This is a genomic window from Mesorhizobium sp. WSM4871 (assembly GCF_055811295.1).
This window is the reverse complement of sequence record NZ_JBVVPU010000001.1, coordinates 623,321-643,166: the sequence shown is the minus strand read 5'-3', so window position 1 is coordinate 643,166 and position 19,846 is coordinate 623,321. Positions and strand designations below refer to the sequence as shown.

Sequence of the window (19,846 nt, the reverse complement as noted above, 5' to 3'; positions counted from 1 at the left end):
GGGAGCGCGAGGGCCATCGTTGCTCTCCTACTTGTTCGTGCGCATCTTCTGCCTCGGATTGATCCCGCCAGCGGCGGTGGTATCATTCTCGATGTCACCTTCGATGGTGTTCTCGCCCTCAAGTTCGAGATCGTCGCCTTCCTTGATTGTTCCCTTGGACGTGCCGATGCCGGGATTTCTTGCCAGGTCGGCGTTGCTCGGTATTTTCCACTTCGGATGTTTGGTTCCGGTCATGACAAAGCTCCAACAACGAGGTGTTCAGTTTTCTAAACCGTAACCGGGTTGAAATGTTCCAGGCCCGTTTTGGGTCCAAGGCACTGCCTTCCACGGCTCTTAGAGTCCGAACGGATAGGTATCGGGAACACCGGTTCTCGCGTGCTCCGGGCCAAGCGGTGTTACCGCAGCGGTTCTGTCGAACCATAGGAACGCGTCAAATTGTTGGGGCAGGGACGCGTCCGCATAGTGGCTGCGCAGTTCGGTTTCCGGCCGGTAGATCACGCCGATGAAGCGCTCCAGTTTGCGTTCCAGCAGCCGCCTACGCAATGCATCGTCGCGATCGAGATCGAGCAGGAAGCGCGGCACGCCAGCATCATGGCAAAGCCGCTCATAGCTGTCGGCGTGGGACGGGCGCATTTGCATGACCTCCATTTCCCCATCCCAGTCGGTGGCAGCGGCTACAGTGCCGGAATGCGTACCCATTCCGATCAGCGCCGCTTTTTCGCCGAAACGCTCCCGGCAGAGCTGACCGATGTTCAGTTCGTCCCTGACCACCCCCATCTCGGTATAGCGGGCATCGCCAATATGGGAATTGTGCGCCCAGACCACCGCCCTGGATTTGGGTCCGCCGGCATCCAGCAGATGCTCCAAAGTCTGGAACATGTGCGTGTCGCGCAGGTTCCAGGACTCCGCACCGCCGTAGTACATGATCCGGTAGTAGTGTTCGGCTGCGGCGATCAGCCGGGCATTCTGGCTGGCATCGAGAAAGTCGGCGCCGTCCTGCCGTGCGTAATCAAGTTGTTTGGCGAGCAGGTCCCGGCACTGCTGTAACACCGCCTTCTCACATTTTTGATAGCCGGCGGTAAGCACCGCCCGGCCATAGGTCGACGGCTCGTTTTGCCAGGGGGTCAGGCAGCCATAGCGCTCGCGCGCGATCTTTGCTGCCTGCGGGTCGACCCGATCGAGATAGTCAAGAACCGCCTCTATGGACCCGCTCATATTGTAGATGTCGAGGCCGTAAAAGCCTGCCTGTGCCGATGACTCGAGCTTATCGTTGTGATGGCGCATCCAGTCGGCGAAGGCCACGACATCGGCGTTGCGCCACATCCAGGTTGGAAACCGCTGGAACGGAGCAATGGCCGCGGCTCGCGGCTTGCGGTGGCGAACATAACGGTCGATCGCTGCGGCATCGGGCCAATCCGCCTCGACCGCAACGATGGTGAAACCGTGTTTTTCGACGAGCCTGCGGGTGATCGCCGCACGCGCTCTGTAGAACTCGGACGTCCCATGACTTGCCTCGCCGAGCAGAACGACGCGCCTGTCGGCAAACCGATCGAACAATTCGCCGAAAGCTGCATCATCGAAATCGGGCAGCGGTTCAGCCGCGGTCGCGATCATCTCGGGCAGGCTGAGCGGATGCGGATGTCGCAGCGAGTGACTGACCTCTGCGGGTCTGTCGCTTTCGGGCCAGCCCTGCTCGCCGATGAGGGGGACAAACCGCACGCCGCCGAAATCCTCCTCACTGTAGGTTGCAGCCCCCGTTCGAATAACCTTGAGCAGACGCTGCGACTCCGGATCGTCGCCAACGGGAATGATAAGTCTGCCGCCCACATCCAGTTGTTCCTGAAGCGCAAGCGGCGCGCCCGGGCCGCTGGCCGTTACCACGATGGCATCGAAGGGAGCCGCCTCCGGCCAGCCTTTGGTGCCGTCGCCCGTTCGGACCTCAATGTTCTCATAGCCAAGTTTTTCAAATCGCCGCTTGGCCGTTTCGGCCAGCGCTGGATGACGCTCGATCGTGTAAACCTGTTCGACGATCCGGCTCATCACGGCCGCCGCGTAACCGGAGCCGGTGCCGACCTCGAGCACGTGGTCGCCCGGTTTGACATCCGCCATTTCGATCATGAACGCGACGATGTAGGGTTGCGATATCGTCTGGCCGTCGGCGATCGGCAGTGGCGCATCCTCGTAAGCGAATTCCTCAAAGCCAGGATCGACGAAAGCCTCGCGCGGAACTTCACGCATCGCCTGCAGGATCTCACGGTCGCGGATGCCACGCCGGCTGATATGAACCTTGACCATTCGATCGCGGACTTGAGGAAGATCGAGCATTTCTAGCTCCTCCGGTGGGTTAAGCCCTCTTCACTGCTTCAGGAATCCTCGGCGACATTTTCCGCCCGTCATATCGCGTTGCCCGAGCAGCAATTTGGAGGCGGTTTCGCGATCTTTAACTCGCCGAAAGACTTCAAGGTTCCTCCCGTGCTTGCCCAAGGAGAGCTTGGAGATCGGCACCGCCCCGGGGATCTCCCATGGAGGGCAAGGTTGGCAATGCAATGCCTGAAACACGCCGAATCTTCCTCCGTTTTCGGAGTACGCCATCATTAAAATTTTCTACCAAGATGCCCTCCATTCGAGAAAGGAAGGAGATGCATGATGCTGCGCCTGAGCCAGGTGGCGCTGGCCTCTGCGGCCACCGCGCTCGCTGCGCCTGAGGGCAGGTGAATGCCACGGAAGTATGCTCAGCCGCCCGGCCGGTTGATGCGCGCGTTCGGGTCGGAGCCGACGCCGACGGCCGGATCTGGCGCGACCGGACCGCGCTCGGCTTCCGAACCCTCGGATTCGATCTCTTGCACAGCCTGATCCCAATGCTCTTGCCGACGACCTTCCGGCCGGCCATCCCGTTCCCAAATCTCATGGGCGCGGCGCCTGATGCGTTCTTCCCTGTCCATGATCGACCTCCTGGCGCCTAACCCGGCGCTGAATGGTTTGTTCCACGGAGGCAGATCCCGGAACAGTCTCGCTCGCACGAGGTTGGACTGCGGAATACTGCCGAAGAGCCATATCCGCACCGCTGACATCGCTTTTGGGTATCGGCTGTTTGTGCCGTGGCCAACAGGACGGCACGCCCGGTCTTGCTTCTTCACGTTTGGCCTGACGACACAACAACATTCTCGGAAATCGCGCCTTCTCTCCAGGCCGCGGGTTTCGCACCTTCGCCCCCTGGCTGCGCGGATTTGGGCCAACTGAATTTCTGTCCAACGAGACGATCCGCTCCGGCGAAATCGGCAGGCTAACTGTTGGCGCAGCATTCAGACGGGTTACTGGTTTCCTGGCATTTCCGTATTTTCTTGCGGGTTCTTTTTTATACCTGCCGCAGGCGAGGTGTCCTGCGGCGCGTTACCGCCCTGGTTTTGCTCAGGAGCCCGCTTCAATGGCGATGTCGGCCAGCCGCGATCTACATAAAGGAATGCCCAATAGGAGAGCACGAGAACCGCTGCGGTAAGCAACAGTGGCAGCAGTACTCGTCTCATACCGGACATTCCTTTCGCACTTGTCTAGCCGGCCGCTGTGATCACGCAGTATCCCGGCGAGCGCGATCGCGATCGGCGTCCAGTGCCGAATAGTCGCCGCCATAGGGGTCGAACCCGGTCCATCCGCCCGCTTCATACTCGCTGCGCCGGTTACCGACATTGACGGGACTGAAGCCGTTCAGGATCTCCTGCGCTTTTGGAGCAAGCTCGTCGTCGACGCGCGCGGTGACCAAAGTACCGCCACGGCGAACGCCCTCGGCATAGACGTCCGCATCTTCGCGCGAGACGCCCGAATCGGTCAGCGCGCCGACAATCCCTCCGGCGGCGCCACCGACCGCGGCGCCGGCGACGGCGCCGGCCGCGGTCGCCGCGAGCCACCCGGCGGCAACGACCGGGCCGACGCCGGGAATGGCCATCACGCCAAGTCCGGTAAGCAATCCTCCCGCGCCCCCGATCGCGGCCCCGATCCCGGCCCCTGCGGCGGCGTCTTCGCCGCTTTCGGAGTCGGCCTCCTGGTGTTGGCCGCCACTATTGCTCGCGACCATGCTGATGTCGGATATTCCCATCGATTCGAGTTCGCCGACGGCATCGGAAGCATCGTCATAGTCGTCGAACAGCGCTGTGATCGTTTGCATCTGGTATCTCCTTCGTGGTTCAGTGGTGCCGGGGCTCAATTGGTGCCGGCAAAGACATTGCCCTGATAGTCGAGCGCCACTTGCGTGCTCTTTCCGTCCTTTTTCGCCTGGCCACGCCAGATCCCCTGGTCATCCTTGGCGAGCCCGGAAACGTCGGTGTAGCCGGCGTCCTGAATGCGGCCCTTGGCCTGGTCCTCGGTGAAGCTGTTGGCGCCCGGGACCGGGGCGGCCGGTTTGGGGGTCGACGCCGACTTGACCGCTGGCGTGCTGGCATCCGCCGCAGGCTTGCCAGTGCCCGAGGCCGCGATCTTCTCGATCATGTCCTGGTGCATCTTGAGCGTCGGCAGCGTCTCGGCGGCAAAGGCCTTCAAACTGGTGTTGTCACCGTCCTTGGCGTAGGACTGGAACAGGTTCACTGCATCGGCATGTGCGCTGCGCTGCATCTGAACGTAAGGCTGGTCGAAATCCGCCGTGCTGTTCTGCAGTTTTTCCAGATCGCTTTTGTGTGCGGCATCGAGTTCAGCCGGCACCTTCAGTTTCTGCTCGCCGGCGATCGTTTGCAGCTTGGCATTCGCCGCGCCATGATCGTCGACCATCTTCTGAGCGAAATCCTTGACGTTCTGGTCCTTGGCCTTGTCGATCGCGATCTTGCTCGAATTCACTTCGAACAGACCGCCAACAGCAGCCTTGTCGACGAAACTCTGAGCGTCCTCGGCAGCGACGGCAGGGAAGGCCAGCGCTAGCGCGGTCGCGACGGCGAGTGGGGCGAGTAGTGTCCGCGTATTCATGATCCCAAGCTCCTTTGCTCGAATGGGTGAAGCCGAACAATCATCCATGGGCTTTGTTCCCAATCGAGATTTGCGATCCTCAATTTTGAACGACGCGCCACCTGCGGCTTGCCACGCTGCCTTATCGTCGAGATTTCCTGTTTCGGGTGGGCTTCGCGTCGCGGCCACGATTGTTATCGATCGCATCGTGATCTCCGATCATCAACTCGACGGCTTCGTCCTTCGTCAGGCCGCACTTGCGGGCAAAGTAGCTCGCCTCGAAAACGAGCTCTGCGCTGATCCGCTGCTGCTTGACGCGGGTTTTCAGTTTCGTCCTGCTCATCTCGGTCTCGCTGCTCGAAGGGCGTTGGGCTGCTCGTAGGAGGTTGGACTGCCTAACCGGCGAAATCGAAAAATGATCCATGCGCCGCTGCAACTCGCGTGCGGAACTGTGACGCAACCGACACGTTGCCGAGCCGATAGGCAAACACGCTTGGCTGACGGAGTGGCAGTGAAACTATTCGTCTTTGGCACGCTGAAGCGCGGATTCGCGCTGCATGAAAAAGGGCTGATCGGCGCACCCTATCTTGGACGCTACCGGACCGGGCACCCCTATCCGATGGTCATCGCAGGTCCGTGGTATGCCCCGATGATGATCAATCGTCCCGGCGAGGGAATGCAGGTCCGCGGCGAGCTTTACGAGGTCGACGCTGATCGCCTCGCCATTCTTGATGCATTGGAATCCGTCGGCAAACCCGGCAATTTTCGTATTGCCATCGATGTGGCGCCTGACGCCGACGGCTCTTCGATACGGGCCATGGTTTACATGAAGGCAGCGGAATTGGCCGTGCCGTTGCACTCGCAACCGCTGGCCGAGTACCTCGACAGGCGTTTCATCCCACAGTGGGAGCGTTAGGCCACGGGAGATGATCCGTAGACGTTCAATTGGTGGCGGAGGTCGCGCTGGCAGTCGGATCTGCTGGCGCCGAGATGGTTCCAACAATCTTGCACGTCATCTCAAACATATGGCCAAACGGAACAAAAGCGTTGGCAGGCGGTTCGACATATCATCCTCATAGCTGACTGCATGGCGATGTTACAGAAACTGGCTTGTGCCGATACCACCAAGGAATTTGACCTTTGGCGAAGACCCATCGGCCATAACGCGTTCAGCGATCTGGTACATGCGGCAGTGCTGGCCGCCAATGCGCACAATTCGCAGCCCTGGCGCTTTGCATTGTTCCCTAACGCGGTCGAGGTCCGCGCCGATCTCGAACGGCACCTCGGAAGTTTCGATCCGTTCCGGCGGGAAATGCATCAGTCGCTTGGATGCGCGATTGAAAATCTTGTTCAAGCCGCGCTCGCGCAAGGTCTCGATGCGCAGGTGGAAACCTTTCCTGCACGACTCCCGCCGAAGCGAGACGACACGCTTGCCGCACGACTGCGCTTTATTCCCGTCGCAGCGCGGCAGACCGAACTTTTCGGCGCGATCACCAAGCGACACACCAACCGCAGTGCCTATGATGGTGAACGCGGCGTGCCTGCCTATCTCTGCGAGGAAATGTCGGCGCTCGTCGACCATCCTCACCTTCGGTTGATCCTGTTCCAGGACGCACGCCGAGCAGAACTTGGCGACCTGATCCTGCAGTCGACACGCCAGATCGTCGATGACCACGAGATGGCCGTGGACAATGCAAAGTGGTTCCGGTTTCGCGCCGGGTACGTGGGCCGCCGGCGCGACGGATTGACCCTCGGCGCCAATGTGCCTTCGCGGCTGGTGGCAGCCGCTGCAAGGCTGATACCGCCGAGCGACCGGGCAGCGAACAAAAGCTGGATTGGAAGCACGAAGACCCAAGTTCGGACGGCCGCGCTGTTCGGGATCATCGCTGTTCCCGATGCCCATGAGAGAGCATTGGCGCTTGAAGCGGGGCGGGTCTGGCAACGACTTCATCTTTTTCTCACGACGCGTGGCATTGCAGCGCAACCGCTGAACCAGCCCGTGGAACGTGCTGACCGTGAGCGCGAACTCGGCCTCAAACCACGAGCCAGCGAGGCACTTGCACGCGCGGTTGCCACGGTCGGCTTGGAGGCCGCCTTTATCTTCCGCGCGGGCTTCCCGAAAAATCAGCCCTGTCTCAGCCCGCGCCGGTCATTGGAAGACATCATCATCGATGCCACGACAGGGGATGCCAGGGGGCCGGAAGCCTTAGGCGCACGACCAGCGCCTTACGCATAACGAGGTCTCTGCCGGGATTGCCCTCCGCCGTGAGCGGGAACCATTTGTGCCCCCCGCTGTTCAGTAGCTGCTGGCAACCTGACCGAAACGACAGGCGGTCCTGCGCAAGCGAGCAAGAAGCACGAAAACCTGGGCGTGGCGAGCGATAGTCGGGTCTCTGGTGTTCGGCCTATCCGGCGGAGAGGGAGATTGATGCTGGCGGATCCGACGGTGCTGATCCTGATGTATTTCGTGCTGCCGGTTTGGCTGATCGCCGGGTTTGCCGACTGGCTCTGTCATCGTGCGTCGCATATCGAGTCCACCACAGGCGCCAAGGAGTCGCTGATCCATCTTCTGATGTTTGTGGAAGTCGGCATCCCCTTGCTGGCCGCCATGTTCCTCGAGATCAATGCCCTGGTCATCGCCACGATGGTCGTTACCTTCTTTATCCATGAGGCGACGGCAATGTGGGACGTTCGCTACGCGACGACGGCGCGCACCGTCAGTCCGGTCGAACAGCACGTACATAGCTTTCTGGAGATGATTCCCCTTTTGGGACTGGTCAGCGTTATTTCACTTCATTGGCCGCAATTTCTTGCCCTGGTCGGTATCGGCCCCGAAGAAGCTCGCTTCGATCTGGTATGGAAACCACAACAGTTGCCGACAGCCTATATCGTGACGGTGATGACAGTAATCCTGCTTTTCGAATTGCTGCCGTATGTGGAAGAATTCGTGAGAGGGCTGCGGGCCAATGCAGGCAGGCTGGTCCCCTCGAAGGCCAGGCAAGGAGAAGCCGGCGAGACAACCCGGCGGTGAATGAACGGCCGAACCGCTCTGGTCAGTTAGGTTAGGCGCGAGCTAGTTGCGGCGCAATCCATCCATCGGCGCTGGTCAATCACTTGGCGCCCGGTTCCCTGTCGGCGAAGCGCTCAAGGACGTCAGCTAATGCGTCCGGCTGTTCATCGGGTGAGAAATGACCGCAACTGGCAAGGACTTCGCCGCACAAGTTCGTCAGCCCCGCTTTTCTGAAACCATCGAGATAAGACTGAAGCTCGCCCCTTTCCGCATCACCCCGAACATACAGGACCGGGATTGAGACCTCCGATCCAGCGCTTTCGAGGTTGTCCTGTTCGTCTTGCTTGAAGGCCCTGTACCAATCGAAGCCCGCGCCAAGCTGTCCTCGGTGGCATAAGCCTCGGCATAGAGACGCCGCGCCTCGGGAGATATCGCTTCCGGGCGAGCTGAAATGGCATCGAAAAAGAAGGCGAAATATGCGGCTTCATGTCGGTGCACCAGCAGTTCCGGCAGGTGCGGAACCGCATGAAAGCCGAAGTGCCAGATCTGCGGACTTCGAACGGCTTCCGACCATGGCTCTACGCCGGGGACCACGACATCGAGGATCGCGGCGCGTTCGATCGTGTGGCGGTACTGGCGAAGATAGGCATAGACGATCTGGCCACCCACGTCATGCCCGACCAAAGTCAGCCGATGGAAATCCGATGCTTCCACGGCCGCGTTTATGCAACGCGCCAGTGTGCGTTTGTCGCCAGTCGGCGGACGACCAGTCGAGCGGCCGATTCCGGGAAGGTCAATGGCGGCAACACGAAACCGACCAGAAAGCAGTTCCATCACCTTCACGAACGCATGACTGCTCTGCGGCCAGCCATGCAGGAAGAGAAACGAGGGAGCATCCGGCGGACCGGCCTCGATCATGTGCAAGCCTAGCTCACCAGCCTCTATCACTTTCTCGCGCATGGCAGGCTTTGCCCCTTGGGTATACCGGTATCCAACTAGAATGAAGCCAAGCCGAATTCGTTCGGCCCCACGCTCAGGCAGATCTGCTTTCTTCGACCAGGCGATAGTTATATCGATCTCGAATGTACGTGTTGAAGAAGCGGCCCTTCGATGAGGCCTTGCGGAAAGCGGCATAAGTCTGCGGGGCTACGTCTTCATAGTCATAACGATAGCCAGAAGGGACAAACCACACCGAAAGGATCCTCTTTGCGGCGTCGTAATGCATGTTTCGGATTGCTGTCGACGGCATGTTCCAAGCCTGATGGGATTCCCAAACGCGCATCAGGGAAACCCATTCGGCGATGGAGGGTTCCCGTATCGACACAAAGACGGCGAGCCGCGGCATGGAGCTTGGCCGGGCTTGCCGCCGGCCGCCGGCTTTACCAGTTATGAGGTTATGCCATCGCTGAAACCGAAAATCCCGGCTCCCATGCCTGCCTTTCAAGGCGATCTCTTCGCCGTCGCCGACGACCTGCCGGACGGGTTTGTCTACCGGCCTGACCTGATCACGCCGGACGAAGAACAGGATCTGCTGCGCCAGCTTGAAAGACTGCCTTTCCAACCCTTCGATTTCCATGGTCACCTGGCAAACCGCCGGGTGATCGGCTTCGGCCTGCGCTACGACTATGACCGGCGCGAAGTCGTCGAGGCGCCTCCGATACCGGGCTTTCTCATGCCGCTACGAGACAAAGTTGCGGCGTTCGCCGGATTGCCGGTCGAAAATTTCGTGCAGGTTCTGATCAACGAGTACCAGCCTGGCGCCGGCATAGGCTGGCATCGCGACAAGCCGCACTTCGAAGCGATAGCCGGCGTTTCTCTGCTTGCCGCCTGCAATTTCCGGCTTCGCCGGAAGAACGGTGCTGGATGGGATCGCAGGACGATCGTGGCCGAGCCAAGGTCGGCCTACCTGATGACAGGCCCGGCGCGCGCCGAATGGGAGCACAGCATCCCGCCTCTTGCCGAACATCGCTACTCGATCACCTTGCGCACCTTGCGGCCTGCCACAAGCCGCAACGCATAGGATCAGGTAAACGGTCTGAAGAAACACCTTTCTAATCCGTCCGCTCCTGGTGCTTTTCGGCAAGATCTCCGGGCACGGCGTACCGCCTATCACGACTCGTTGATCGGGGCGGAAGCCGTTCTGCTGGAACTTGGCGGCGCGGCGATTGTTGGACTGGAGCCAAACCGGCACGAGAGAAAACCATGAACAATCCTGATCTTGCTCCAGCAACCATCCTGGTCAGGCGGCCGATCTATTCCATGCTTGCGCCCGTCTCGAGCGCTTGCTTCGTCGCCACGCTGTTGACCGACCTTACTTATTGGCGAACGGCCGAAATGACCTGGGCAAATTTTTCAGCCTGGTTGCTGATGGCCGGCTTGGTGATGGGTGTTCTTGCGGTGATCGCCAGCCTGATCGATGTTTTCGGCAGAGACGTAACGCCCGCTCTGCGCCCCGGCTGGCCTTCCGTGCTCGGCACTGTCGCCGCGCTGGTGCTCTCGTTTTTCAACGCGCTGGTTCACAGCCGCGACGCCTGGACGTCCGTGGTGCCGACCGGTCTGATCCTTTCCGCTGTCGTCGTGGTCGTTTTGATCCTCACCGGTTGGATGGAGTGGTTCCTGGTTGATCGCAGCACAGGAGCGATCAAATGAGAGATGATCCCACTTTCAATAAAGGGGCCAGACGTGCAGCGGCACTGGCCCTGCTATTTGGCTCGGCTTTGGGCCTGCAGGCATGCAGTGCCGACGATCCGGATCCTGCCAGTGGAGTGGGTCCGAACCCGACATTGCCCGAGCCGACGCAGTACCTCTTCCCGCCGATGCATCTTGCCTCCGTCATCGGGTGGAAACAGGAGGAGCGGCCGACTGTGGCGCAAGGGCTGAAAATCCAGGCGTTGGCGACTGGGCTGAAACATCCGCGCTCACTCTACGTGCTGCCGAATGGCGATGTCCTTGCAGTCGAATCGGTGGCGCCCACAGAAGCCGCGGTGAAACGCCCAAAGGACCTGATCATGGGCTGGATTGAATCGCTGGTGACGTCGGGTGGAAGCGGCAATGAAGGTAGCAACCGCATTACCTTGCTGCGCGATGCCAACGGCGATGGCGTGCCCGAGTTGACCAGCGTTTTCCTCGATCATCTAAATTCGCCCTTCGGCGTCGCCCTGGTCGGCAATGATCTCTATGTCGCCAACACCGATGCCATCGTCCGCTACCCCTACAACCCCGGCGACACCAAGATTACCGCGCCAGGCACCACGCTCACCCCGCTGCCTGGCGGCCCGATCGACCACCATTGGACGAAAAGCCTTGTCGCGAGCGCGGATGGTTCACTGCTCTATGTCGGCGTCGGTTCAAACAGCAACATCACGGAGAATGGCATCCAGGCCGAGAAGGATCGCGCCGCCATCTGGGAGGTGGACCGGGCCAGCGGCCGTTCGCGGATTTTCGCCAGCGGATTACGCAATCCGAACGGCCTTACGTTCGAACCGCAGACCGGTGCGCTCTGGGCGGTCATCAACGAGCGGGATGAACTCGGCCCCAATCTGGTGCCTGACTACATGACATCGGTGAAGGACGGCGCTTTCTACGGTTGGCCCTATAGCTACTACGGACAGCATGTCGACCCGCGAGTGATGCCGCAGCGTCCCGATCTGGTCGCAAAGGCTATTCCTCCCGATTATGCGCTCAGCTCTCATGTCGCCCCGCTGGGGCTGGTCTTCTACACCGCAAGCAATCTGCCGCAATCCTACCGCGGCGGAGCGTTCGTCGGTGAACATGGCAGCTGGAACCGTTACAGCTTCAACGGCTATAAAGTCGTCTTCGTGCCATTCAGGGATGGTCATCCCGACGGCAAGCCACAGGACGTCGTCACCGGTTTTCTTGACGCCAAGAACGAGGCGCGCGGGCGACCGGTGGGACTGGCGGTCGATAAATCTGGCGCGCTTCTGATCGCCGACGATGTCGGAAATACGGTTTGGCGAGTGACCTCGGCAACGCCGTGACGGTTCGTGCTCCGTCCATCGAGAAACCGGGCCAGGCCCGTGAGACAAATTTTGCGATGTCGTTGACTGATGGCGGAACAAGTTTCCCCCAGTCGGGTTATCGAACGCCTCCTTTTTTCAGAGGCGCTTCAACCCAGAGGAAACGATCATGGCGACGACAAGGAAGGCCGCGAAGGCGGCAAGCAAAGGTCTCGAGGACCTGTTCCTCGATGGACTGAAAGATATCTACTATGCCGAAAAGAAAATACTGAAGGCGCTGCCGAAAATGGCCAAGGGCGCGGAGTCGGAGGAGGTCGCCGCGGCCTTCGAGAAACACCGTATGGAAACAGAGGGCCAGGTCGAGCGCCTCGAGGAGATTTTCGAGATCTTCGGCAAAGCCGCGCGAGGCAAGACCTGTCCGGCGATTGACGGTATCCTTGAAGAAGGTTCGGAAATCCTCGAAGACTATCAAGGCGCGCCCGCGCTCGACGCCGGCCTGGTTGCCGCCGCACAGGCAGTCGAGCATTACGAGATCGCGAGGTACGGCACTTTGGCTGCCTGGGCCGAGCAACTCGGAAAGAGCGATGTCGTCGACCTCCTCAATGCAACGCTCAAGGAGGAGGTCGCGACCGACGAAGCGCTTTCCGGTCTTGGCGAGGGCGGTGTCAACGAACGTGCTCTCCAGGAAGCCGCGTAGTCCCCATCGTTACCTGCTGCGGGCGGAACCCTGGCAGGCCCGCCAGGGCTCCGCCTTCGCTATGGAACGGTCCACCACGCTCCCACGCAAATTTTCGGCATCCTCCGCAGAGGAGCTGACTTAAGCGGAAGGAGGACAGCTTGATGAACAGGCTCGAGACCGGTGCTTGTTTCTGCGGCGCCATCAAGGCCGAGATGCATGGTGAGCCGTTCTGGATATGCTCCGATCACGATGACGATTGCCGCAAGGCGCTGGGAAGCCCTCTCACCGTGTGGGTCGGCTATCGGCCTGCGGAATTCAAATTGCTGACCGGCACGCCAAAGACGTTTTCAAAGACGAGAGGAGTGCTGCGCGGCTTTTGTTCGGATTGCGGGACATCGATATCCTATTTCGACCAGGGTCTGCCTGAAGAACTTTATTTGGCGATCGGCTTTTTCGACCATCCGGAGCGCTTTCCGCCGCAGGCGCATGCTTATTGGAACATGAGGTTGCCGTGGGTCGATTTTCGCGATGAATTGCCGCGCGTGGAGACCTATTCGAGACAACGCGATCCATCGTTCGGAAATCCGAGCGAGCGAGGAGGAATCTGACTGCCGCGACCTAGTCGAGCTGCTCGAACGTGCATTGGCGAGGCAGCTTGTCGGGCCGCCACCGCAACAATCTGGTGCCGTGCCGGAAACGGTCGCCGGTCACATGATCGAAACGCACCTCGACCACAAGCTCAGGCCTCACCGGCTCCCACTCTCCACTGCGCTCCGTACTCCAGCGGCTCGGCCCGCCCGGCGCCCTGCCGGTAAAACCAGGTTCGGCGCGAAGTCCCTCCAGTTGCCTGGTCAAGTCAGGCCTGGTCTCGTTGCCGATGGTCGAGGTGAAGCCGACATGGTCGAGCCTGCCCTCATCGTCATAAAGTCCAAGCAGGAGCGAGCCGACCTCGCGGCGGCCGGCCAGATAGCGAAATCCACCGACGACGCAATCGGCGGTGCGCATCCTTTTCACCTTGACCATCGCACGCTCGCCCGCACGATAGGTGTCGCCAAGCTGCTTGGCGACGATGCCGTCGGTCGACCCATGGCCGGCGTCCTTCAGCCAGCGTCCGGCGGTGGCGGCATCGCGGGTAAATTTCGAAAGCTGCAGCCCGGAGCTTCGCGCTGAGGCGAAAAAGGCCTCGAGCGCTTCTCTCCTTTCGGCGAGCGGATTTTCCATCATTACCTTGCCGCCTGGCGCTGCCAGCATGTCGAAAAGGACAAGCGTGCCAGGTGTCTGTGCGCTCAGCTTGCGAATCCTGCTTGCGGCAGGGTGAAGACGCGCCTGCAGCGCCTCAAACGAAAATGAGCCGCCGACGTCGATGACGATCTCACCGTCCACGACGAATTGTTTCGCCTTAAGTTCCTGCAACACGGCGACAAGTTCGGGAAAGTATCGGCCAAGCGGCTTTCCCGACTTGGCGCGCAATTCAACCGCAGCCCCGTCCTTGAACGCTAGGCAGCGGAAGCCATCCCACTTCGGTTCATATTGCCAAAGATCGCGATCGCTGGGGATATGGTCGGCGACCTTGGCTTCCATGGGCGGGGTGTCGAGTGGGAGGGCAAATGCGCTCATGACCGGATGTGTTCAGGCTGCACCAAGCCGACCACATCGGCTCTCAGAAGGGCGGACTAATGTTCCTTTTCCGAAGAATCCTTCTCTGCTTCGTCCAGCAAGTCCAGCGCGGCGTGGCGGGCGGCTTCGCTCTCTCCCCGCAGCCGTTTTGCCACCGGAATTAGCCTGAAGGCCTCCAGCAGTTTCTGCTCCGTCGCGGCAGCTTGCGGATGAAGGCTTGCCGCTGCCTCCTTTGCCAATTTCCTCGCCTGCAAGTCGGTCTCGACGTTGTCTTTCAGCACTCTGCGTACATTTGAAAGCTGTTTTGCCATGCCGGTTCCTACGCACTCTTGCGCTTGCGCGCTGACGCCTTGAACTTTGCGGAGGAGGCTCCGCCTTCCTTGGCGAGGCTCTTGCGCAATATGTCGGCGAGATTGACCACGTTTGTTTTCGGCTTGGGCGCCGCTTTCGGCGGCTTCTTGCCCTTGCGCTTTGCATCGATCATCGCAATCAGCGCGTTTTCGTAGGTATCTTCGAATTTTGACGGATCGAATTTGGCCGGCTTCTTTTCGATCAGCAACTGAGCGATTTCGAGCATCTCCGGGTCGACTTTGCGCGCCTTCAAGTCCTTGAACACGGTCTCGGCGGAGATCATCTCGTCATGGGTGCGCAGCTCGGTCAGCAGCATGCCCTTGCCCAGGGGTTGGATCAGCACTTCCCGGCCGCGCTGGTAGAGCACCACGCAGGAGCGCGCCGCGACCTTCTTTCTTGCCATGGCGTGACGGATCACGGCGAAAGCTTCGAGGGAAGCGCCGTCGGCAGGAACAAGATAATAGGGTTTTTCGAGATAGCGCGGGTCGATATCGGCAATCGACACGAACTCCTCGACCTCGAGCGTATGTTGCGACACCAGCTTGATCTTCTTGATCTCGTCCGGCTCAATGTGGATGAACTCGTCCTTTTCGGATTCGTATCCCTTGATTTGGTCTTCCGTTTCGACTGGTTCGCCAGTCTCTTCGTCGACATAAGCGCTCTTCACGGGGAGGCCATCCTCGCGGTTGAGGATTTTGAAATGGATTTTTTCGGCCTCGGTGACGGCGCCGATGATCTTGACGCCGCAGGACACCGTTCCGATCTTCAGGAAGCCTTTCCAGGCCGCACGTGGCGAAGCCATCTTTTCATCCCGGTCTGATGATCAGGTCTGACACTCGAACGGGCGGCGGCAAGATTCGTTCCTGACCGTGAAGATGAGGACGTTTCCGTTGGACGTAATTGGAGAAGGATTTGGCGCAGCGATCTGGAAGTGCTGATCTTCCGCTTCACGGCGGACGCGTGCCGAAATGGCTGGGCGATCGCATGACGCGCCTTGGCGCGGTCATGTGCGAGGCGATCGTCCATCACTACGGCCGCGAGGAATTGCTGCGTCGCTTGGCGCACCCGTTCTGGTTCCAGTCCTTCGGCGCCGTCATGGGCATGGACTGGCATTCTTCGGGGATCACGACCAGCGTCGTCGGCGCCCTGAAGCGTGGCCTGACGCCGCTCTCCGGCGAACTTGGCATTCATGTCTGCGGCGGCCGTGGCGCGCATTCGCGCAAGACCCCGCATGAGCTTGCCGCCATTGGCGAGCGCGTCGGTTTCGACGGGACCGCACTTGCAACCGCCAGCCGGCTGGTCGCCAAGGTGGACAGCGCCGCGGTCCAGGACGGCTTCGATCTCTACCTGCATGGTTTCATCGTCACCGATGACGGCGACTGGGTCGTCGTGCAGCAAGGCATGAATGGCGACAGCAAGGTGGCGCGCCGCTATCACTGGCTGTCCGAAGGCTTGAAAAGCTTCGTCGACCAGCCGCACGCGGCGATCGAGGGCGCCAACCAGGGCGAAATCGTCAATCTGACGGATCGGCGCGCTGATGCCTCGCGTCAGGGACAATTGGCGCTTTTGCAGGATCTCGGGCCAGACCGGATCGTGAGGGAATTCTCCGCTCTGGAGCGGGGCGCGCAAGCAAGTCCGGAACAGCCGATGCTGCCGCATCTGGTCATGCCGGCACATCACGATGTACGCGAAAGCGATGTTGTCATGCGCCGTCTGCACGGCAACATCGCGGCAGCCGCCGATCGCGGTCCAGCCGACTTTTCGGAACTCCTGCTGGTGCCTGGGGTTGGCGCGCGAACCGTGCGGGCGCTGGCGCTGATTGCGGAGGTACTGCATGGCGCGCCATGCCGATTTTCCGACCCCGGGCGCTTCTCGCTGGCGCATGGCGGCAAGGACCGGCACCCGTTTCCAGTGCCACTCAAGGTCTATGACGAGACGATCGGCGTCCTGAAATCAGCGGTGCGGAAGGCCAAACTTGGCGGGCATGAAGAGATCGGCGCGCTGAAGCGACTGGATGACCAATCCCGACAGGTTGAACGCTATGTCACCGGTCCGAGCCTCAAGGAAATCGTTGCCGGCGAGTTCGATCAGTCACACCTGCTCGGCGGCCGCAGTGTATTCGGTTGGGAGAAGGCGCCTGAGAAGTCGGCCCCGGAGCGGAAGAGGAATGGAAATGGAACCGAGTGAGGTTGGGCTGCCCGCTCAGGCGTCGAGATCGATCAGAGCGATGCCAAGCTCAGGACGCTTTTTGCGCCGGAGGTGGCCGGGAGTCTCGACCAGCATGACCTCAAGCGTCGGTCGGACAAGTCCGTTGAGCAGATGGCCGCCCCGCGTCGTGCCATCCCGCAACCCAAGCACCGCATGAACGTGAAGGCTGGGCTTGCCGTCGTCACCTGTCGCAACGTCGCCGATCGCACTCAGCACCTCGCACTGTTCAAGGATCGGTATCCTGCGATAGTCGTTTTCCTCGAAATCGAACCACCCGACGGTCGCCCTTTCGAAAGCTCCGATCGCGGTGAGCGAGGCGCCGCCGATGTTCTGATCGGCGGCAAACGAGGTCAGCGCGGCGAAGGCTTCCTCGCCGGGATCGAGCACCACAACGAATGTCCTTTGACCGCTGGCCTCACCGACAAGCTGTGATTTCATGCCTCTGCTCCGACGATGCCGACCAGTCAATGAGCACGGTGTTCGGCATTGCGCTTGCGGGTGGCCGCGGCTTTTTTGGCCGCTTCCGACCGGCTCGCGGCTGAGCGCGAGGCTGATGCCTTGCCGCCCTTTTCGCCACCTTTGTGGGCAGCCGGATTACCGGTGTGTTTGCCACGGCCGGAGCCGCCCGCTTTCTTGCCGCCGCCATCGTCCTTGTTGACCGTGGCCCATGCCCGGCGCTCAGCTTCCTTCTCCGAGACGCCGCGCTTTTCGTACCCTTCCGCAATATGATCGGCTTTACGTTCCTGCCTGTCGGTGTATTTCGATTTGTCGCCTCGTGGCATGACAGTTTCTCCTGCTGATGGAGTCTGAACGGAAAGCCAGCAATAGAGTTCCAACCACAAACAGCGCTATCGCCGGCATGGCTGCGGACCGGGCGGGACAGATGCTATTCCATTCGTTGGCCAGAATATGAAACCGGGAAAACTACCCTGTTCATCATACCGCCGTGCCCGGTTGACGCGGTCCGCAGCATTGAACCAACGCTGGCGCTCCGTGAAACGTTCCCCAGCACGGTTAGCACGCGCTTGATGATTTCCTCTCGGCCGAAGGTCTTGTCCGGATACGCATCGATATCGATGTCGACCGGCTGTCCGGCGCGCATCAGGTCGAGCTGCGTCTCCTTGAAGTTGGCTTTGACCCAGACTTCGTTGGGAACAAACATCATCAGGACCTGACCCGGCTGGGCATAAGTGCCGCTGGCGGCCGAAATGTTCGTTGCCCTGCCGGCGACAGGCGCTGTGATGGCTGTTCGCGCCAGCGCCGTGTGGGCCTGGTCCTGGCTGGCCTTCGCTTGCTGGAGCTTGGCTTCGGCGTTCTTCACTTGCGCCTGAAGAACCGTAATCTGGGTTCACACCAGTGTGAGGAGGGAACCTTGTTCCCACTCGATGGTTCGGGCCACTTGAGCCAGCCGGGAGCCAGCCATGTCCGATGCCACATCAACCAGCAGCCCGATCTCTCCAAGCCTCAGCCGGCGCAGCTTCATGACCGGATCTGTTTCGGCGGCCGCGGCAATGCCGCTGATGGCGCCGCCGACGAAAGCCGCCGAACCGTCATCTGCGAGGAGGGCGGAGCCGCATGATCTCTCGGCGGTCGCGATGCGGATCAACGGACAGGTCTACAATCTTGCCCTCGACAACCGTACGAGCCTGCTGGACGCGTTGCGCGACCATGTCGGCCTGACCGGCACCAAGAAGGGCTGCGACCACGGCCAGTGTGGGGCCTGCACCGTGCTTGTCGACGGCAAGCGGGTACTCTCGTGCCTGAGCTTCGCCATCATGAACGAGGGCAGGGAGGTGACGACCGTGGAGGGACTCGTATCGGCCGATGATAGCCTGCACCCGATGCAGCAGGCCTTCATCGACAATGATGCCTTCCAATGCGGCTATTGCACACCGGGCCAGATCCTATCCGCCGTTGGCTGTATCAGCGAAGGCCACGCCGGCTCGGAGGACGACATCCGCGAATATATGAGCGGCAACCTATGCCGGTGCGCGGCCTATCCGAACATTGTCGCCGCCATCCTCCAGGCCCGGGACGAGATGAGGAGAGCCTGAGATGCGCCCGTTCGTCCTTGAACGACCGACCAACATTTCCGCGGCGGTAGCCCTGGCCTCACCTTTTGCCGACGGGCGCGCTCCGACACAGGCCGATGCTCAATTCATCGCCGGCGGGACCAATCTGGTCGATTACATGAAGCTGGGAGTGGCGCGGCCAGAGCGCCTGGTCGATCTCAATGAGCTTGCCGAACCCGCGCTGCGGCAGATCAGGATCAGCGAAGGCACCATTCGCTTCGGCGCCCTTGTCAGGATGGGTGAAGCAGCCGACAGCAACGACGTCAAACGCCATTGCCCGCTACTCGCCGAAAGCCTGAAATTCGCCGCCAGCGGCCAAATCCGCAACATGGCCAGCCTTGCCGGCAATGTGTTGCAACGGACGCGATGCGAATATTTCCGCGAGACGTCCTGGCCATGCAACAAACGCCAGCCGGGCTCCGGCTGCGCGGCAATGGAGGGCTTGAACAGGCAGCATGCGGTGCTTGGCACAAGCGACGCCTGCATTGCCACCTATCACGGTGATTTCGCCCAGGCGTTGATCGCGCTCGGCGCCGTGGTCGATGTCGAGGGAAGGCGCGGCGCGCGGCAAATACCGTTTGCCAAGCTGCATCGTCTGCCCGGCGATACGCCCGATGTGGAGACCGATCTGGCCGCCGACGAAGTGATCACGGCGATCAACGTCCCCTTCAGTGAGTGGAGCCGCCGCTCGCGCTACCTCAAAATACGCGATCGCGAATCCTATGCGTTCGCGCTGGCTTCAGCGGCTGTGGCTCTCGACATGGACGGCGACACGGTGAGGCAGGCACGCATAGCGCTTGGTGGCGTGGCGACCGTTCCATGGCGGGCGCGATCAGCGGAAGAAGCGCTGGAGGGAAAGCGGCTCGATCAGAACATGGCCGAAGCTGCCGCCGACGCGGCGTTCGCCGAAGCGAAGCCGCGCCGGCACAACGCATTCAAAATACCGCTCGGCAAACGCACGCTGGTGCGGGCCCTGCTCGAAACGCGCGATATGGAGGTCTAGGAC

At 60.8% G+C, this 19,846-nt stretch carries 26 protein-coding genes; 11 read left to right on the top strand and 15 right to left on the bottom strand.

The features are described from left to right. Window positions 1-27: 27 nt before the first annotated feature. The 7 genes from AC0L2H_RS03235 to AC0L2H_RS03205 form a co-directional block, all read right to left on the bottom strand. Window positions 28-234 carry a hypothetical protein gene (locus AC0L2H_RS03235; RefSeq protein ID WP_473588825.1) on the bottom strand — a complete coding sequence of 69 codons (207 nt, stop codon included), beginning with the start codon at window positions 232-234 and terminating at the stop codon, window positions 28-30. Window positions 235-333: 99 nt separating this feature from the next. After that, window positions 334-2,325, bottom strand: a complete 1,992-nt coding sequence (locus tag AC0L2H_RS03230) for a protein-L-isoaspartate(D-aspartate) O-methyltransferase (protein ID WP_473588824.1) — start codon at window positions 2,323-2,325, stop codon at window positions 334-336. A gap of 407 nt (window positions 2,326-2,732) precedes the next feature. Continuing rightward, a complete protein-coding gene (locus AC0L2H_RS03225; protein WP_473588823.1) occupies window positions 2,733-2,942 on the bottom strand; it encodes a DUF2934 domain-containing protein in 210 nt (69 codons plus the stop codon). Window positions 2,943-3,311: 369 nt separating this feature from the next. Further along, entirely contained in the window at window positions 3,312-3,524 is a 213-nt protein-coding gene (locus AC0L2H_RS03220) for a hypothetical protein (RefSeq protein WP_473588822.1), read from the bottom strand. 41 nt (window positions 3,525-3,565) lie between these two features. Then, the gene (locus tag AC0L2H_RS03215; RefSeq protein WP_473588821.1) at window positions 3,566-4,159 is read right to left on the bottom strand and encodes a hypothetical protein; all 594 of its coding nucleotides are present in this window, start codon (window positions 4,157-4,159) and stop codon (window positions 3,566-3,568) included. Between the two features lie 35 nt (window positions 4,160-4,194). Further along, on the bottom strand, window positions 4,195-4,947 hold the full coding sequence (locus tag AC0L2H_RS03210; protein WP_473588820.1) for a DUF4142 domain-containing protein: 753 nt from the start codon (window positions 4,945-4,947) through the stop codon (window positions 4,195-4,197). 121 nt (window positions 4,948-5,068) lie between these two features. Next, the gene (locus AC0L2H_RS03205) at window positions 5,069-5,269 is read right to left on the bottom strand and encodes a hypothetical protein (protein ID WP_473588819.1); all 201 of its coding nucleotides are present in this window, start codon (window positions 5,267-5,269) and stop codon (window positions 5,069-5,071) included. Window positions 5,270-5,341: 72 nt separating this feature from the next. Here AC0L2H_RS03205 and AC0L2H_RS03200 point away from each other — a divergent pair, with 72 nt between their 5' ends. The 3 genes from AC0L2H_RS03200 to AC0L2H_RS03190 all read left to right on the top strand — a co-directional run bounded on the left by AC0L2H_RS03200 (window position 5,342) and on the right by AC0L2H_RS03190 (window position 7,957). Beyond that, entirely contained in the window at window positions 5,342-5,842 is a 501-nt protein-coding gene (locus tag AC0L2H_RS03200) for a gamma-glutamylcyclotransferase family protein (RefSeq protein ID WP_473588818.1), read from the top strand. Between the two features lie 171 nt (window positions 5,843-6,013). Continuing rightward, a complete protein-coding gene (locus AC0L2H_RS03195; protein ID WP_473588817.1) occupies window positions 6,014-7,162 on the top strand; it encodes an Acg family FMN-binding oxidoreductase in 1,149 nt (382 codons plus the stop codon). A gap of 192 nt (window positions 7,163-7,354) precedes the next feature. Continuing rightward, window positions 7,355-7,957, top strand: a complete 603-nt coding sequence (locus tag AC0L2H_RS03190) for a diguanylate cyclase (RefSeq protein ID WP_473588816.1) — start codon at window positions 7,355-7,357, stop codon at window positions 7,955-7,957. 195 nt (window positions 7,958-8,152) lie between these two features. On the opposite strand, the gene AC0L2H_RS03185 is transcribed toward AC0L2H_RS03190, so the two are convergent. Beyond that, window positions 8,153-8,896, bottom strand: a complete 744-nt coding sequence (locus tag AC0L2H_RS03185; RefSeq protein ID WP_473588815.1) for an alpha/beta fold hydrolase — start codon at window positions 8,894-8,896, stop codon at window positions 8,153-8,155. A 73-nt stretch (window positions 8,897-8,969) separates the two neighbouring features. Further along, window positions 8,970-9,281 carry a KTSC domain-containing protein gene (locus tag AC0L2H_RS03180; RefSeq protein ID WP_473588814.1) on the bottom strand — a complete coding sequence of 104 codons (312 nt, stop codon included), beginning with the start codon at window positions 9,279-9,281 and terminating at the stop codon, window positions 8,970-8,972. Between the two features lie 84 nt (window positions 9,282-9,365). Between AC0L2H_RS03180 and AC0L2H_RS03175 the strand changes: the two genes are divergently transcribed. From AC0L2H_RS03175 to AC0L2H_RS03155, 5 genes are all read left to right on the top strand, one after another. Further along, the gene (locus tag AC0L2H_RS03175) at window positions 9,366-9,956 is read left to right on the top strand and encodes an alpha-ketoglutarate-dependent dioxygenase AlkB (RefSeq protein WP_473588813.1); all 591 of its coding nucleotides are present in this window, start codon (window positions 9,366-9,368) and stop codon (window positions 9,954-9,956) included. Window positions 9,957-10,138: 182 nt separating this feature from the next. Further along, window positions 10,139-10,585 carry a DUF2231 domain-containing protein gene (locus tag AC0L2H_RS03170; protein ID WP_473588812.1) on the top strand — a complete coding sequence of 149 codons (447 nt, stop codon included), beginning with the start codon at window positions 10,139-10,141 and terminating at the stop codon, window positions 10,583-10,585. After that, entirely contained in the window at window positions 10,582-11,934 is a 1,353-nt protein-coding gene (locus AC0L2H_RS03165; protein WP_473588811.1) for a PQQ-dependent sugar dehydrogenase, read from the top strand. The genes AC0L2H_RS03170 and AC0L2H_RS03165 overlap by 4 nt, the downstream gene beginning before the upstream one ends. A 148-nt stretch (window positions 11,935-12,082) precedes the next feature. Next, a complete protein-coding gene (locus AC0L2H_RS03160) occupies window positions 12,083-12,610 on the top strand; it encodes a YciE/YciF ferroxidase family protein (protein WP_473588810.1) in 528 nt (175 codons plus the stop codon). Window positions 12,611-12,753: 143 nt separating this feature from the next. Then, on the top strand, window positions 12,754-13,200 hold the full coding sequence (locus AC0L2H_RS03155) for a GFA family protein (RefSeq protein ID WP_473588809.1): 447 nt from the start codon (window positions 12,754-12,756) through the stop codon (window positions 13,198-13,200). Between the two features lie 10 nt (window positions 13,201-13,210). Here the strand turns inward: AC0L2H_RS03155 and AC0L2H_RS03150 are convergent, their stop codons facing one another. Genes AC0L2H_RS03150 through ku form a run of 3 tightly spaced genes read right to left on the bottom strand, consistent with a single transcriptional unit; the run spans window position 13,211 to window position 15,362 of the window. Beyond that, window positions 13,211-14,209 carry an ATP-dependent DNA ligase gene (locus AC0L2H_RS03150; protein ID WP_473588808.1) on the bottom strand — a complete coding sequence of 333 codons (999 nt, stop codon included), beginning with the start codon at window positions 14,207-14,209 and terminating at the stop codon, window positions 13,211-13,213. Window positions 14,210-14,265: 56 nt separating this feature from the next. Beyond that, entirely contained in the window at window positions 14,266-14,520 is a 255-nt protein-coding gene (locus AC0L2H_RS03145) for a hypothetical protein (RefSeq protein ID WP_146172575.1), read from the bottom strand. 8 nt (window positions 14,521-14,528) lie between these two features. Beyond that, window positions 14,529-15,362: a non-homologous end joining protein Ku gene (gene ku / locus AC0L2H_RS03140; RefSeq protein WP_473588807.1), complete on the bottom strand. Its 834-nt coding sequence runs from the start codon at window positions 15,360-15,362 to the stop codon at window positions 14,529-14,531. A gap of 110 nt (window positions 15,363-15,472) precedes the next feature. Here ku and AC0L2H_RS03135 point away from each other — a divergent pair, with 110 nt between their 5' ends. Further along, window positions 15,473-16,747, top strand: a complete 1,275-nt coding sequence (locus tag AC0L2H_RS03135) for a DUF763 domain-containing protein (protein ID WP_473588806.1) — start codon at window positions 15,473-15,475, stop codon at window positions 16,745-16,747. Window positions 16,748-16,762: 15 nt separating this feature from the next. On the opposite strand, the gene AC0L2H_RS03130 is transcribed toward AC0L2H_RS03135, so the two are convergent. From AC0L2H_RS03130 to AC0L2H_RS03120, 3 genes are all read right to left on the bottom strand, one after another. Further along, window positions 16,763-17,206, bottom strand: coding sequence for a PPC domain-containing DNA-binding protein (locus AC0L2H_RS03130; RefSeq protein ID WP_473588805.1), 444 nt, complete (start codon window positions 17,204-17,206; stop codon window positions 16,763-16,765). Between the two features lie 26 nt (window positions 17,207-17,232). Continuing rightward, a complete protein-coding gene (locus AC0L2H_RS03125; protein WP_473588884.1) occupies window positions 17,233-17,550 on the bottom strand; it encodes a plasmid stabilization protein in 318 nt (105 codons plus the stop codon). Between the two features lie 104 nt (window positions 17,551-17,654). Then, complete coding sequence (locus tag AC0L2H_RS03120) at window positions 17,655-18,089, bottom strand: HlyD family secretion protein (RefSeq protein ID WP_473588804.1); 435 nt, start codon at window positions 18,087-18,089, stop codon at window positions 17,655-17,657. Between the two features lie 160 nt (window positions 18,090-18,249). On the opposite strand from AC0L2H_RS03120, the gene AC0L2H_RS03115 reads away from it, so the two are divergent. Next, a complete protein-coding gene (locus AC0L2H_RS03115) occupies window positions 18,250-18,822 on the top strand; it encodes a (2Fe-2S)-binding protein (protein WP_473588883.1) in 573 nt (190 codons plus the stop codon). 1 nt (window position 18,823) lies between these two features. Beyond that, on the top strand, window positions 18,824-19,843 hold the full coding sequence (locus AC0L2H_RS03110; RefSeq protein WP_473588803.1) for an FAD binding domain-containing protein: 1,020 nt from the start codon (window positions 18,824-18,826) through the stop codon (window positions 19,841-19,843). Window positions 19,844-19,846 lie beyond the last annotated feature (3 nt).

Coding starts and splice junctions, on each gene's coding strand:
- AC0L2H_RS03170 (WP_473588812.1), top strand. CDS start 10,139: ATGAACAATCCTGATCTTGCTCCAGCAACCATCCTGGTCAGGCGGCCG.
- AC0L2H_RS03155 (WP_473588809.1), top strand. CDS start 12,754: ATGAACAGGCTCGAGACCGGTGCTTGTTTCTGCGGCGCCATCAAGGCC.
- AC0L2H_RS03175 (WP_473588813.1), top strand. CDS start 9,366: ATGCCTGCCTTTCAAGGCGATCTCTTCGCCGTCGCCGACGACCTGCCG.
- AC0L2H_RS03115 (WP_473588883.1), top strand. CDS start 18,250: ATGACCGGATCTGTTTCGGCGGCCGCGGCAATGCCGCTGATGGCGCCG.
- AC0L2H_RS03210 (WP_473588820.1), bottom strand. CDS start 4,947: ATGAATACGCGGACACTACTCGCCCCACTCGCCGTCGCGACCGCGCTA.
- AC0L2H_RS03150 (WP_473588808.1), bottom strand. CDS start 14,209: ATGAGCGCATTTGCCCTCCCACTCGACACCCCGCCCATGGAAGCCAAG.
- AC0L2H_RS03235 (WP_473588825.1), bottom strand. CDS start 234: ATGACCGGAACCAAACATCCGAAGTGGAAAATACCGAGCAACGCCGAC.
- AC0L2H_RS03225 (WP_473588823.1), bottom strand. CDS start 2,942: ATGGACAGGGAAGAACGCATCAGGCGCCGCGCCCATGAGATTTGGGAA.
- AC0L2H_RS03130 (WP_473588805.1), bottom strand. CDS start 17,206: ATGAAATCACAGCTTGTCGGTGAGGCCAGCGGTCAAAGGACATTCGTT.
- AC0L2H_RS03185 (WP_473588815.1), bottom strand. CDS start 8,896: ATGCGCGAGAAAGTGATAGAGGCTGGTGAGCTAGGCTTGCACATGATC.
- AC0L2H_RS03110 (WP_473588803.1), top strand. CDS start 18,824: ATGCGCCCGTTCGTCCTTGAACGACCGACCAACATTTCCGCGGCGGTA.
- AC0L2H_RS03180 (WP_473588814.1), bottom strand. CDS start 9,281: ATGCCGCGGCTCGCCGTCTTTGTGTCGATACGGGAACCCTCCATCGCC.
- AC0L2H_RS03195 (WP_473588817.1), top strand. CDS start 6,014: ATGGCGATGTTACAGAAACTGGCTTGTGCCGATACCACCAAGGAATTT.
- AC0L2H_RS03145 (WP_146172575.1), bottom strand. CDS start 14,520: ATGGCAAAACAGCTTTCAAATGTACGCAGAGTGCTGAAAGACAACGTC.
- AC0L2H_RS03220 (WP_473588822.1), bottom strand. CDS start 3,524: ATGAGACGAGTACTGCTGCCACTGTTGCTTACCGCAGCGGTTCTCGTG.
- AC0L2H_RS03165 (WP_473588811.1), top strand. CDS start 10,582: ATGAGAGATGATCCCACTTTCAATAAAGGGGCCAGACGTGCAGCGGCA.
- AC0L2H_RS03205 (WP_473588819.1), bottom strand. CDS start 5,269: ATGAGCAGGACGAAACTGAAAACCCGCGTCAAGCAGCAGCGGATCAGC.
- AC0L2H_RS03125 (WP_473588884.1), bottom strand. CDS start 17,550: ATGCCACGAGGCGACAAATCGAAATACACCGACAGGCAGGAACGTAAA.
- AC0L2H_RS03200 (WP_473588818.1), top strand. CDS start 5,342: ATGATCCATGCGCCGCTGCAACTCGCGTGCGGAACTGTGACGCAACCG.
- AC0L2H_RS03190 (WP_473588816.1), top strand. CDS start 7,355: ATGCTGGCGGATCCGACGGTGCTGATCCTGATGTATTTCGTGCTGCCG.
- AC0L2H_RS03230 (WP_473588824.1), bottom strand. CDS start 2,325: ATGCTCGATCTTCCTCAAGTCCGCGATCGAATGGTCAAGGTTCATATC.
- ku (WP_473588807.1), bottom strand. CDS start 15,362: ATGGCTTCGCCACGTGCGGCCTGGAAAGGCTTCCTGAAGATCGGAACG.
- AC0L2H_RS03215 (WP_473588821.1), bottom strand. CDS start 4,159: ATGCAAACGATCACAGCGCTGTTCGACGACTATGACGATGCTTCCGAT.
- AC0L2H_RS03160 (WP_473588810.1), top strand. CDS start 12,083: ATGGCGACGACAAGGAAGGCCGCGAAGGCGGCAAGCAAAGGTCTCGAG.